Annotated in this window: 13 protein-coding genes and 1 tRNA gene; 7 read left to right on the top strand and 7 right to left on the bottom strand. The window is 57.4% G+C overall.

The window, feature by feature from the left end:
* Nucleotides 1–38: 38 nt before the first annotated feature.
* The 3 genes from cpxR to trmL are packed head-to-tail and all read left to right on the top strand — an operon-like array spanning nt 39 to nt 2,638.
* A complete protein-coding gene (cpxR, locus tag EIEH_RS08110; protein ID WP_015872968.1) occupies nt 39–737 on the top strand; it encodes an envelope stress response regulator transcription factor CpxR in 699 nt (232 codons plus the stop codon).
* Nucleotides 734–2,122 (top strand): envelope stress sensor histidine kinase CpxA, encoded by a 1,389-nt coding sequence (gene cpxA / locus EIEH_RS08105; RefSeq protein ID WP_015872969.1) that lies wholly within the window; start codon nt 734–736, stop codon nt 2,120–2,122. The genes cpxR and cpxA overlap by 4 nt, the downstream gene beginning before the upstream one ends.
* A 42-nt stretch (nt 2,123–2,164) precedes the next feature.
* The gene (gene trmL, locus EIEH_RS08100; RefSeq protein WP_015872970.1) at nt 2,165–2,638 is read left to right on the top strand and encodes a tRNA (uridine(34)/cytosine(34)/5-carboxymethylaminomethyluridine(34)-2'-O)-methyltransferase TrmL; all 474 of its coding nucleotides are present in this window, start codon (nt 2,165–2,167) and stop codon (nt 2,636–2,638) included.
* A 59-nt stretch (nt 2,639–2,697) separates the two neighbouring features.
* Here the strand turns inward: trmL and cysE are convergent, their stop codons facing one another.
* From cysE to EIEH_RS08075, 5 genes are all read right to left on the bottom strand, one after another.
* Complete coding sequence (gene cysE / locus EIEH_RS08095) at nt 2,698–3,519, bottom strand: serine O-acetyltransferase (protein WP_015872971.1); 822 nt, start codon at nt 3,517–3,519, stop codon at nt 2,698–2,700.
* A 287-nt stretch (nt 3,520–3,806) separates the two neighbouring features.
* A complete protein-coding gene (gene gpsA, locus EIEH_RS08090) occupies nt 3,807–4,823 on the bottom strand; it encodes an NAD(P)H-dependent glycerol-3-phosphate dehydrogenase (RefSeq protein WP_015872972.1) in 1,017 nt (338 codons plus the stop codon).
* Complete coding sequence (secB, locus tag EIEH_RS08085; RefSeq protein ID WP_015872973.1) at nt 4,823–5,284, bottom strand: protein-export chaperone SecB; 462 nt, start codon at nt 5,282–5,284, stop codon at nt 4,823–4,825. The genes gpsA and secB overlap by 1 nt, the downstream gene beginning before the upstream one ends.
* Before the next feature lie 56 nt (nt 5,285–5,340).
* The gene (gene grxC, locus EIEH_RS08080; protein ID WP_015872974.1) at nt 5,341–5,589 is read right to left on the bottom strand and encodes a glutaredoxin 3; all 249 of its coding nucleotides are present in this window, start codon (nt 5,587–5,589) and stop codon (nt 5,341–5,343) included.
* Nucleotides 5,590–5,613: 24 nt separating this feature from the next.
* On the bottom strand, nt 5,614–6,045 hold the full coding sequence (locus EIEH_RS08075) for a rhodanese-like domain-containing protein (protein WP_035609247.1): 432 nt from the start codon (nt 6,043–6,045) through the stop codon (nt 5,614–5,616).
* Nucleotides 6,046–6,429: 384 nt separating this feature from the next.
* Between EIEH_RS08075 and gpmM the strand changes: the two genes are divergently transcribed.
* Genes gpmM through EIEH_RS08060 form a run of 3 tightly spaced genes read left to right on the top strand, consistent with a single transcriptional unit; the run spans nt 6,430 to nt 10,328 of the window.
* Nucleotides 6,430–7,974, top strand: a complete 1,545-nt coding sequence (gpmM, locus tag EIEH_RS08070) for a 2,3-bisphosphoglycerate-independent phosphoglycerate mutase (RefSeq protein ID WP_015872976.1) — start codon at nt 6,430–6,432, stop codon at nt 7,972–7,974.
* 9 nt (nt 7,975–7,983) lie between these two features.
* The gene (envC, locus tag EIEH_RS08065; protein WP_015872977.1) at nt 7,984–9,336 is read left to right on the top strand and encodes a murein hydrolase activator EnvC; all 1,353 of its coding nucleotides are present in this window, start codon (nt 7,984–7,986) and stop codon (nt 9,334–9,336) included.
* Nucleotides 9,337–9,389: 53 nt separating this feature from the next.
* Complete coding sequence (locus tag EIEH_RS08060) at nt 9,390–10,328, top strand: divergent polysaccharide deacetylase family protein (protein WP_015872978.1); 939 nt, start codon at nt 9,390–9,392, stop codon at nt 10,326–10,328.
* A 32-nt stretch (nt 10,329–10,360) separates the two neighbouring features.
* Here EIEH_RS08060 and EIEH_RS08055 read toward each other — a convergent pair whose 3' ends face one another.
* Complete coding sequence (locus EIEH_RS08055) at nt 10,361–10,699, bottom strand: MaoP family protein (RefSeq protein ID WP_015872979.1); 339 nt, start codon at nt 10,697–10,699, stop codon at nt 10,361–10,363.
* A gap of 119 nt (nt 10,700–10,818) precedes the next feature.
* Between EIEH_RS08055 and hdfR the strand changes: the two genes are divergently transcribed.
* Nucleotides 10,819–11,640: an HTH-type transcriptional regulator HdfR gene (hdfR, locus tag EIEH_RS08050; RefSeq protein WP_015872980.1), complete on the top strand. Its 822-nt coding sequence runs from the start codon at nt 10,819–10,821 to the stop codon at nt 11,638–11,640.
* A gap of 95 nt (nt 11,641–11,735) precedes the next feature.
* Here hdfR and EIEH_RS08045 read toward each other — a convergent pair.
* Nucleotides 11,736–11,811: transfer RNA gene (locus EIEH_RS08045), tRNA-Trp, on the bottom strand.
* Between the last annotated feature and the right edge of the window lie 7 nt (nt 11,812–11,818).

Below are 11,818 nucleotides of genomic sequence, written 5' to 3'. Positions count from 1 at the left end.
CATTTGATATCGTATTTTGCGTCAGGAGGTAACACCCAATGAATAAGATATTACTGGTTGATGACGATCGCGAACTGACATCGCTTCTGCAAGAGCTTCTTGATCTTGAAGGATTTGAAGTTATCGTCGCTCACGATGGTGAGCAGGCATTGGCAATACTGGACGCCAGCATCGATCTGCTGCTGCTGGATGTCATGATGCCGAAGAAAAACGGTATCGACACTCTCAAAGAGCTGCGTCAACACCACCAGACGCCGGTCATTATGCTCACTGCCCGCGGCAGCGAGCTCGACAGGGTACTGGGGCTGGAGCTAGGGGCAGACGACTACCTGCCAAAACCCTTCAATGATCGCGAGCTGGTTGCCCGTATTCGGGCTATCCTGCGCCGCTCTAACTGGAATGAACAACAGCAAAACAGCGATAGCGGTGCGCCGATCCTACAGGTCGATCGCCTGCAGCTGAATCCCGGCCGCCAAGAGGCCAGCTTTGACGGCCAGCCCCTGGAACTCACCGGCACCGAATTTACTCTGCTGTACCTGCTGGCACAGCATCTGGGGCAGGTTGTATCGCGCGAACATCTTAGCCAGGAGGTCTTGGGTAAACGTCTGACCCCCTTCGATCGCGCCATCGACATGCATATCTCTAACCTCCGCCGCAAACTGCCGGAGCGCCAGGATGGCCAGCCGTGGTTTAAAACGCTGCGCGGGCGCGGCTATCTGATGGTATCCGTTTCATGATCAATAGCCTGACGGCGCGTATTTTTGCCATTTTTTGGCTGACGCTGGCGCTGGTACTGATGGTGGTACTGATGCTGCCCAAGCTTGACTCACGTCAGATAACCAGTCTGCTGGACAGTGAACGTCGCCAGGGCGTCATGCTGGAGCAGCACGTAGAAGCCGAGCTGGCCGTCGATCCTCCTAACGATCTACTGTGGTGGCGTCGCCTGTTCCGCGCCATCGATAAATGGTCGCCGCCGGGGCAGCGCCTGCTGCTGGTGACCAGTGAAGGACGGGTGATCGGAGCGCAGCGCAACGAAATGCAGATCGTGCGTAACTTTATCGGCCAATCCGACAATGCCGATCACCCAAAGAAGAAAAAGTATGGGCGCCTGGAGATCCTGGGCCCCTTTCCGATCCGCGACGGCGAGGACAACTACCAGCTGTATCTGATCCGGCCCGCTAACAGCCCGCAGTCTGACTTTGTAAACCTGCTGTTCGATCGCCCGCTACTGCTGCTGCTCGTCACCATGTTGATCAGTTCACCGTTGCTGCTGTGGCTGGCGTGGAGCCTAGCCAGCCCGGCGCGTAAACTGAAAATGGCGGCGGATGAAGTCGCCAGCGGGAACCTGCGTCAGCACCCTGAGCTGGAGTCGGGGCCCCAGGAGTTTTTAGCCACCGGAGTCAGCTTCAACCAGATGGTCAATGCCCTTGAGGGGATGGTAAAGGCACAGCAGCGTCTGATCTCCGATATCTCTCACGAGCTTCGTACACCGTTGACCCGGCTACAGCTGGCCACGGCCCTGATGCGTCGGCGCCACGGCGAGTATAGCGAGCTGACGCGTATTGAAACTGAAGCTCTGCGGCTGGACAGCATGATCAACGATCTGCTGGCGCTATCGCGTAACCAGCACAAAACCGAGCTGGAGCGGGAGCCCCTACGGGCGGATGAGCTGTGGTCTGATGTATTGGATAACGCCGGCTTCGAAGCCGAACAGCGCGGCAAAAAGCTGGAGGTAACCGCCCCCCCCGGCCCATGGCCGCTATTTGGCAGCCACTCGGCGCTGGACAGTGCGTTCGAAAATATCGTGCGCAACGCCCTGCGCTACTCCAACCACCATATCGCTATTCATTTCAGCTGCGATGGGCAGGGGATCACCATCCACGTGGACGATGACGGTCCGGGCGTTGCCCCCCAAGATCGAGAACAGATCTTCCGCCCGTTCTACCGTACCGATGAGGCACGTGATCGCGAGTCTGGCGGCACCGGCCTGGGGCTGGCGATAGTCTCTACGGTGGTGGAACAGCACCACGGCTGGGTGCGGGCTGAAGACAGCCCACTGGGCGGCCTGCGCCTGACGCTGTGGTTACCGCTCTCCACGCGCAGCAGCGCGGGAAAAGCCTGACGCGCTGCGCTATACTGCGCCCCCTGACATCTGGGGGCGCAAATGCTGAATATCGTACTCTTCGAACCTGAAATTCCACCCAATACCGGTAACATTATCCGACTGTGTGCCAATACCGGCTTTCACCTGCACCTGATCGAGCCTCTGGGCTTTATCTGGGACGATAAGCGCCTGCGCCGTGCCGGGCTGGACTATCATGAATTTGCCAGCATTCGCCGTCACCATGACTATTCGTCCTTCCTCAGCGGTGAAAAACCGACGCGGCTGTTTGCTCTGACGACCAAGGGAACCCCGGCCCACAGCGATGTGACCTATCGCGACGGCGACTACCTGCTGTTTGGCCCGGAGACCCGCGGCCTGCCGTCCACAATCCTGGACAGCCTGCCGACGGCGCAGAAAATCCGCATCCCCATGCTGGCCAGTAGCCGCAGCATGAACCTGTCTAACGCAGTTTCCGTCGTCGTGTATGAGGCGTGGCGCCAGCTGGGCTATCCCGGCGCCCTGCGGCGTCAATAACGCGCGGGGGACGTCATGGACGTCCCCCGCGGGCGTGATCAGGGTGCAATCGACATCGGTTAAATACCACTGCCGCCCGCAAAGTCATGGCTGCTGCCGTTAAAGCGCTGATCCATATCCATGGATGGCTTATCGCTCTCCGGACGGCCGACGATCCGCGCCGGAACGCCTGCCACCGTCGTATGGTCGGGTACCGGGTGCAGCACAACGGACCCTGCGCCGATCTTGGCACCGCATCCCACCTCAATATTACCCAGAATTTTAGCGCCCGCACCGATCATCACCCCTTCGCGGATCTTAGGATGGCGATCGCCGCACTCTTTCCCGGTACCGCCCAGCGTCACTGACTGCAGGATCGAGACATCATTCTCCACGACCGCCGTTTCACCGATAACAATTCCGGTGGCATGATCGAGCATGATCCCGCAGCCAATGCGCGCCGCCGGATGAATATCGACGCCAAAGGCCACCGAGATCTGATTCTGCAGATAAATAGCCAGAGCTCGCCGCTCCTGACGCCATAGCCAATGTCCGATACGGTAGGCCTGCAGCGCATGAAACCCTTTAAGGTACAGCAGCGGCGTCGAATACTTATCTACCGCCGGATCGCGCTGGCGAACCGCCAAGATATCGCGCGCGGCATACTCCACCATGCTGGGATCGGCGCGATAGGCCTCTTCGGCCACTTCACGGATCGCGATGGCCGGCATAATCGGATCTGCTAATTTATTAGCCAAAATATAGCTCAGGGCACCAGACAGGTTTTCATGCTTCAGCAAGGTGGCATGGAAAAAACTGGCCAGCATCGGCTCGCACTCAGCCAGTCCCCGAGCCTCTGTTTTAATATTTTGCCAGATGATTTCCAATTCTTCTGTCGACATGATGTTGCTCCCATCATCGTAGTAGGCGGCGGCCGATGCGAATAACAGCTCCTCTGCACTCCCTCCGTCACGTCAGACGCACAGGCCTATCGCCGCCGAAATAGCCGCGCTGCCGGGGGAGTCACCCAGCCAGGGTAAAGAGAGTGGAGAAAATCTGACGATAAGTGATGTAATTAATCAGACGCGGCTGCGCCCGGTCAAGGGGAGAGTGATGATTATCCCGAGAGACTCACACCCTGAGGAGAAAGAGTGGGTATCCGCCGGCCCGGCAAATACCCACCAATACATCACCGGGCGTTTTCGTCCCTACTGGCGCGCCCCAACAACGAGAGCGCCGCCTCACGAACGTCTTTATGACAATACAGCACCTGGTAGATCTGCTCAGTGATCGGCATCTCCACGCCATAGCGCTGTGCCAGTGACATCACCTCTTTGGTATTACGGTAACCCTCGACCACCTGGCCTATCTGCACCTGAGCCTCATCAACGCCCATCCCCTGCCCCAGCATAATGCCAAAGCGGCGGTTGCGCGACTGATTATCAGTACAGGTCAGCACCAGATCGCCAAGACCGGCCATGCCCATAAAGGTCGCAGGATCGGCACCAAGGGCAACCCCTAGCCGACTCATTTCTGCAAGACCTCGGGTGATCAGGGCAGTACGGGCATTAGCACCAAAGCCGATGCCGTCCGACATACCAGCGCCGATAGCGATAACGTTTTTGACCGCACCGCCCAGCTGTACACCGATGAAGTCCGGGTTGCGATAGACTCGAAAACTCTTGCCGCAGTGCAGTAGCTGCTGTAGCACCTCGGCAAACGCCGCATCCTGAGAGGCCACGGCGATCGCCGTCGGCAGCCCCGCCGCTAGCTCTTTGGCAAAGGTCGGCCCAGAGATCACTGCCAGCGGAATATCCGGCCCCAGCGCTTCACACGCTACATCCTGCAATAAACGCCCGGTTTCCGCCTCCAGTCCCTTGGTTGCCCACACCAACCGTGCATCTGGCCGCAGGTGGGGGCGGAGCTGACGCAATACGTCACCAAACACGTGGCTCGGCACGACCACGAGGACATCGCGGCTGGCCGACAATGTACGGGATAAATCCGACTCCAGCGACAGCGTGTCAGGAAAACGGACATCCGGCAAAAAGGCCTGATTGCAGCGCGCGGCCTCCAGCGCAGCGATATGCGCTGGATCGTGCCCCCACAGCACCACCGGGTGCCCGTTACGGGCCAGCGTAATGGCCAATGCGGTGCCGTAAGAGCCGGCACCGATAACGGCCATGGAAGCGACAGGCGTTGTCATTACGCTTCCTGAGTCGGCTCTTCGCCGGCCTGCTGCTGCAGATAGCTCATGAACAGCGCGTCAAAGTTAACCGGTGCCAGGTTCAGCTGCGGGAAGGTACCGCGGGCAACCAGGTTGGTGATGCATTCGCGGGCGTACGGGAACAGAATATTCGGGCAGTAGGCGCCCAGGCAGTGAGCCATCTGAGTACCGTCGATGCCAGCGATGGTAAAGATACCCGCCTGCTGGACTTCACACAGAAACGCCGTTTCTTCACCCATGGTCGCGGTTACCGTCACGCGCAGAACCACTTCAAACACCCCGTCAGCCAGCTGGTTAGATGCCGTATCCAAATCCAGTTTAACCTCCGGCTGCCACTCTTTCTGGAAAACGGCCGGTGCGTTCGGCGCTTCAAAGGAGATATCCTTCGTATAGATACGCTGGATCTGGAAGGACATTTCAGTGTTATTTTGTTCAGACATGGTTGGTTCCTAATCTTTAGGTAATGGGGTAATCCCTATCAAACATCAATGCCGGTTTACAGCAGCGGGTCAAGTTCACCGCGGGCATCCAGCGCGTGCAGGTCATCACAGCCACCAATATGACGCCCGTCGATAAAAATCTGCGGTACGGTAGTACGGCCGCTGCGCGCGATCATCTCCTCGCGCTTTTCCGGGTTTGCATCGATAGCGTTCTCATCAAACCCAGCCCCCTTGGCCGTCAGCAGCGCCTTGGCGCGCAGGCAAAATGGGCAGGTCGCTTTGGTATAAATTTCAACATGAGCCATGATGGCTCCTCAGTCAATATCCGCTTATTTACCGCGGGCTAAGGGCAGATTATCACCCTGCCAGCCGACGATGCCGTCTTTTAGAGAATATACCTGAGCAAACCCGGCGTTAACCAGATGTTCGCCGGACTGACGGGAGGTCATACCGTTAGCGCATACGACGATCACCGGCTGTGACTTATGCTTATCCAGCTCACCGAGGCTACCGCTTTTCAGCTCGCTCGGCGTCAGGTTTACGGCGTTGGCGATATGCCCTTTGCGGTACTCTTCACGCGTCCGGGTATCGACGACAACGGCGTCTTCTTTATTGATCAGATGGGTCGCCTGGCCGCGACTCACCTCTTTCACTTTAGAGAAACGGCTTTTAAGGGTCATGACGACAACCGCCACAAACAGCACAATCCACGCCACGCTCAGCACGGGGTGGGCAGTGACGAATTGCATAATCTCTTGCATTTGCATGGGGGGTTACTACTCCCGATCGGTTAAGGGCTAAATCAAGGGATCAGAGTATACCTTTGCCTCGCTCCAAATACAGCCGATTACCGAGCGCCGGACGCTGAAACTGCGGCCTGACACGAAAATTTACCCCGGCCATCGCCTCACCCGCGACGGGACGGGACACAAAAGGGCTTCCCTTGATCTTTCTGCAGCCAATCCGCTATGGATTGTAGTAAAATTACGCTAATTCACGACGGAATAGCCGTGTATATTGGGTTGTGTCCCGCCTCTTTCCGCACAGCGCCTGCCGCTCGCGCCAACTGGACAGCGCGGGCATAGTCCACACCGCGTATGCACGGCTATTCATTCTTGAACTTATCAACATATGAGGTTGTTGCAATGTCGAACGCCAAAAAACCGATGGTTCTGGTGATCCTTGACGGCTATGGTTACCGTGAAGATCAGCAGGATAACGCAATTCTCAACGCTAAGCGTCCGGTGATGAACCGCCTATGGGCTGAATATCCGCATACGCTGATCTCCGCATCCGGTCTGGATGTCGGCCTTCCGGACGGTCAGATGGGCAACTCCGAAGTCGGTCACGTCAACCTGGGCGCCGGGCGCATCGTATACCAGGATCTGACCCGTCTGGATAAAGAGATCAAAGAGGGCGACTTTTACAGCAATGCCGCGCTGACCCGCGCCGTAGATGATGCCGTTGCCGCCGGTAAGGCTGTACACATCATGGGCCTGATGTCCCCTGGCGGCGTACACAGCCACGAAGACCATATCCTGGCGATGGTTGATCTGGCAGCCCAGCGCGGTGCAGAGGCCATCTATCTGCACGCTTTCCTCGATGGTCGCGACACCCCGCCGCGTAGTGCGGAATCAACACTGAAACGATTCAATGACCATTTCACCGAGCTCGGCAAAGGGCGCATTGCCTCGCTAATCGGCCGTTACTACGCCATGGATCGCGACAACCGTTGGGATCGCGTCGAGCTGGCCTACGATCTGTTGACCGACGCCAAGGGTGAATTCCACGCCGATAACGCCATCGATGGGCTGCAGGCTGCCTATGCCCGCGGTGAAAATGATGAGTTTGTTAAGCCGACCGTAATCCGCACCTCGGACCAGGCCGACGCTGCGATGCAGGACGGCGACGCGCTGATCTTCATGAACTTCCGCGCTGACCGCGCGCGCCAGATCACCCGCGCCTTCGTTAACGCTGACTTCGACGGCTTCGCGCGCCGCAAAACCGTTAGGCTGGGTAGCTTTATTATGCTGACCGAGTATGCTGCCGACATCAAGACCGAATGTGCCTACCCGCCGGCCTCGCTGAGCAATACCTTAGGTGAATGGCTGATGAAGCATCATAAAACTCAGCTGCGTATCTCCGAAACCGAAAAATACGCCCACGTCACCTTCTTCTACAACGGCGGCGTAGAAGATCCGTTCAACGGTGAAGATCGTATCCTGATCAACTCACCGAAAGTCGCTACCTACGATCTACAGCCGGAGATGAGTTCGGCCGAGCTGACTGAAAAGCTGGTATCCGCCATCAGCAGCGGCAAGTATGACACCATCATCTGTAACTATCCGAACGGCGACATGGTTGGCCACACCGGCGTTTACGATGCAGCGATCAAAGCCGTCGAGGCACTCGACATCTGTATTGGTCAGGTCGTTGACGCCGTTCAGAAAGCTGACGGGCAGTTGCTGATCACCGCCGACCACGGCAACGCGGAGCTGATGCGCGATCAGGAAAGTGGTCAGCCGTATACGGCACACACCAACCTGCCAGTACCGCTGATCTACATCGGCAAGCAAGCCAGCGCTGTCGAAGGTGGGAAACTGTCCGATATCGCCCCGACCATGCTGACCCTGATGGGGATGGAGGTCCCGCAAGAGATGACTGGCAAGCCGCTGTTTATCGTGAAATAATCGATCCCCATGAGGGGAAAATATCTGTTTTACATACCCAGCGCAGGCTCAGCGCCATCCGTCGGGAATACCCCGTGCGCCGCTCCGGCGGCGCACGCGTTCCGCGTCGCCTCACCCCTGCTGCCCATCTTCTGTGCCAGCGCACTGTTCGTCGGCATCAGCCTTTTCCCCTGCGCCGCATTTAGCGCAGACAACAACAAACAACAGCTGCAGTCTATCCAGCAGGACATCGCTGAAAAAGAGAAAAGCGTTAAACAGCAGCAGCAGCAGCGTGCATCCCTGCAAGAACAGTTAAAAGCCCAAGAAAAACAAATAGCTCAGGCCGGAAGATCGCTGCACGATACCCAGTCTGAACTCACCCTGCTAGAGCAGCGGGTGACTGAACTCAGCACTTCTATCCGAAAACTGCAAAGTAAAGAGAATGGCCAGAGTAAACTGTTAGCACAGCAGCTGGATATGGCGTTTCGTCTCGGCCGCCATACCGGGATGCAGGTTCTGCTCAACGGTGAAGAGAACCAGCGCAGCGAACGACTGCTGTCCTATTTCGGCTATCTGAACATCGCCCGCCAGCAGAATATCACCTCGCTGCAGGAGACCCGTACCGATCTCAGCCAGCAAAAGCGTGAGCTGGAAGGTGCCAAGAGCAAGCAAAAAGAGGTTCTGGCCACTCAGCAACAGGCTCAGCAGCTGCTGCAACAGGCGCGCGCCAACCGTCAAAAAACGCTGATGGCACTAGAGAGTTCTCTGGCCAAGGATCAGCAGCAGCTCGGTGAGCTACGCCAAAATGAAACCCGCCTGCGCGACAAGATAGCCCGCGCCGAACGAGAGGCCCGCGCCCGCGCCGAACGCGAAGCGCGTGAAGCCGCCCGCGTTCGGGCCGAAATGAAAGCGAAAGAAGCCCAGGCCAAGAAAAAAGGCACCACCTATAAACCCAGCGAAAACGAGCGGGCGCTGCTGGCCAGAACCGGCGGCCTGGGACGCCCGGCAGGCCAGGCGAGCTGGCCGGTACGGGGACGCACTATCCATGGCTTTGGTGAGCCGTTGCAGGGTGAACTGCGCTGGAAAGGCATGGTCATTGCCGCACCGGAGGGCAGCGAAGTCCACGCCATCGCCGACGGCCGCGTGCTGCTGGCAGACTGGCTCCAAGGGTATGGGCTGGTGGTGGTCATTGAACACGGCAAAGGCGATATGAGTCTGTATGGCTATAACCAGAGCGCATTGGTTAACGTCGGCGCACAGGTCAAAGCCGGGCAGCCGATTGCGCTGGTCGGTGACAGCGGTGGTCAGGGGCAGTCGGCCCTGTACTTCGAAATTCGCCGTCAGGGACAGGCGGTGAATCCACGGCCGTGGTTGGGGCGCTAACGCTGGCGTCCATCGCTTCGCCATTATGCTGGTACAGAGAGAAGGAATAAGCCTTGCGCTCACTGATCCGTCTTAGTTCACTGGCGCTCCTTTGCAGCGCACTGACAGCACCGGCACAGGCTGGAAAGCTCGCCATTGTCATTGATGACTTCGGGTATCGCCCCCGCGAAGAAAACAAGGTGCTGGAAATGCCGCTACCTGTCACCATCGCCGTCTTACCCAATGCTCCCCATGCGCGTGAGATGGCGCAGCGCGCCCACGCACAGGGGCGCGAGATCCTGATCCACCTACCAATGGCCCCTCTCAGTAAACAGCCGCTGGAGCGCGATACTCTGCAACCGACCATGAGCGAAGCGGAAATTCAGAGAATTATCCGCCAAGCGGTAGGTAACGTGCCTTACGCCGTCGGCATGAACAACCATATGGGCAGCGCCATGACCTCCAGTCTAACCGGTATGCAAAAAGTTATGCGGGCGCTGGAGCAGTACCATTTTCTCTACTTTCTCGATAGCATGACCATTAGCCATAGCCAAGTCAGCAATGCCGCCCAGGGGACAGGTATCAGGGTTATCAAGCGCAAAGTCTTTCTGGATGACACTCAGAGCGAGAGCGCCATCCGGACGCAGCTCAATCGCGCGATAACCCTCGCGCGGCGCAATGGCTCCGCCATCGCCATCGGTCACCCACATCCGGCAACGGTACGCGTTCTGCAGCAGATGCTGCACACCCTGCCGCCGGATATCACCCTGGTCAGGCCCAGCACCTTACTCAACGAGGCCGCGCGCCCCGATCCGGCGCCGTTTGCCAAGCCAGCGCATCCCCCGCTCAAACGTCCTGCGTTTGGCGGCATCAGGCAGTGCCGGGTACAGCACGCCCCCACGCCGGTTCATGTCTCTCAGGCATGGCAGATCGTGGCTGAAGGGGTTGAGAGCACTGCGCCAATTAAATGGCTTCAGGCGCGCTGGCGCTTCTGGCTGGGATGGCAGACATAAAAAGCGGGGCAAACATTCGCCCCGCTTTTTTATTAATCATCTGACTCGGTGTAGTCTTCAGCTCCTTCCATCTGCGGCTTACCGCCGGAGAGAGTATGGAAGCGCTTGGGACGACGGATACGGGTGACATACTTCGCCCATACCTTCTCCGCCTCCGTCGCCGGCTGGCGCTCACCGCGGCATACGGCAACAAACAGTGCTTCTTCGTCTGTCTGCGCCTCGCGGGTACCGAGATCCAATTCATTAAACGCATACCCAAAATGCTCAAGTAACTGAGCCTCTTTGATCGTAAAGTCACCATGACGCGAAAAGCCGCGCGGATAATGCTTGGTATCAAAGAAACGATGAGTAGTGTGGAAGCTTTCCGCCATCTGACACGCTCCTAATTCTCTATGGCCGTGCTATTTATGGCGCGGAGTATTAGTTAGCCTTGACAAGCTGTAAAACAAAACATTTAAATCATCATGATTAAAATTTTTATGGATACGCCGTGGATACCGAATTACTCAAAACCTTTCTGGAAGTCAGCCGTACCCGCCACTTTGGTAAAGCGGCCGAATCACTGTACCTGACACAGTCCGCTGTCAGTTTTCGCATCCGCCAGTTGGAAAATCAAGTAGGTACCGAGCTATTCACTCGCCACCGCAATAATATTCAACTTACGCCGGCCGGGCAGACATTAGTGCCCTATGCAGAAAATCTAATGAATACCTGGCTACTGGCCAAGCAGGAGATGATCAGCGCCCGTCAGCATAAGGCGCTTTCACTGGGAGCTCCAGCATTGCTATGGGAGTCTATGCTGACCGACTGGCTTGCCCGACTCTACGGCAATAACCCCGCGCAAATGCTAGAGGCCCGCACCGGTCAGCGCCATATCCATATCCGCCAGCTACACGAGCGCCATCTGGATCTGCTTATCGCAACCGAAATCCCCAAAGCCGATGAATTTATGAGCGAACGGGTCGGTGAATTTACGCTGGGGCTCTATACCGCTGGCCAAAGTGCATCGGCACGCCCATTCATCCGCCTCGACTGGGGGGCAGACTTCAGTCCGCAGCCCTCGACGCTGATCGAGAGTGGCGCTCCCCTGCTGGAGAGTAGCTCACTGCTGATAGCCGAGCGTATTCTGCGTCAGGTGCACGCCAGCGCGTTTTTACCCATCTCTTGGGCTGCCAGTGACTTACAGCGGCTAACCCACCCAGAAACGCTCATAAGGCCGATCTATGCCATCTGGCTGCGCAACAGCGACCGTGTAAATGAGATCCACCCCATGGTACATGATCTGCGCCGTTTTTTGATGCCGGGTGCCTGAGGGCACCGGTATTGACGCGATGAAATAACGTCGTACGAAAACGTCGTTAGAGGAAAAACAAAAAAGCCTTCTGTTTTCACAGAAGGCTTTTTATCTGGCAGGGGCGGAGGGACTCGAACCCCCAACACCCGGTTTTGGAGACCGGTGCTCTACCAATTGAACTACGCCCCTAAATAGG

This window comes from Edwardsiella ictaluri ATCC 33202, assembly GCF_000264785.1.
In the GTDB taxonomy this organism is placed as follows: Bacteria; Pseudomonadota; Gammaproteobacteria; order Enterobacterales; family Enterobacteriaceae; genus Edwardsiella; species Edwardsiella ictaluri.
This window is presented reverse-complemented; position numbering and strand designations above follow the sequence as displayed.

What these genes read in the sequence shown, in the direction of transcription:
- secB (WP_015872973.1), bottom strand. Translation starts at nt 5,284, where the DNA reads ATGTCTGAACAAAATAACACTGAAATGTCCTTCCAGATCCAGCGTATC.
- EIEH_RS08075 (WP_035609247.1), bottom strand. Translation starts at nt 6,045, where the DNA reads ATGCAAGAGATTATGCAATTCGTCACTGCCCACCCCGTGCTGAGCGTG.
- trmL (WP_015872970.1), top strand. Translation starts at nt 2,165, where the DNA reads ATGCTGAATATCGTACTCTTCGAACCTGAAATTCCACCCAATACCGGT.
- grxC (WP_015872974.1), bottom strand. Translation starts at nt 5,589, where the DNA reads ATGGCTCATGTTGAAATTTATACCAAAGCGACCTGCCCATTTTGCCTG.
- gpmM (WP_015872976.1), top strand. Translation starts at nt 6,430, where the DNA reads ATGTCGAACGCCAAAAAACCGATGGTTCTGGTGATCCTTGACGGCTAT.
- cpxR (WP_015872968.1), top strand. Translation starts at nt 39, where the DNA reads ATGAATAAGATATTACTGGTTGATGACGATCGCGAACTGACATCGCTT.
- gpsA (WP_015872972.1), bottom strand. Translation starts at nt 4,823, where the DNA reads ATGACAACGCCTGTCGCTTCCATGGCCGTTATCGGTGCCGGCTCTTAC.
- cpxA (WP_015872969.1), top strand. Translation starts at nt 734, where the DNA reads ATGATCAATAGCCTGACGGCGCGTATTTTTGCCATTTTTTGGCTGACG.
- envC (WP_015872977.1), top strand. Translation starts at nt 7,984, where the DNA reads ATGAGGGGAAAATATCTGTTTTACATACCCAGCGCAGGCTCAGCGCCA.
- cysE (WP_015872971.1), bottom strand. Translation starts at nt 3,519, where the DNA reads ATGTCGACAGAAGAATTGGAAATCATCTGGCAAAATATTAAAACAGAG.
- EIEH_RS08055 (WP_015872979.1), bottom strand. Translation starts at nt 10,699, where the DNA reads ATGGCGGAAAGCTTCCACACTACTCATCGTTTCTTTGATACCAAGCAT.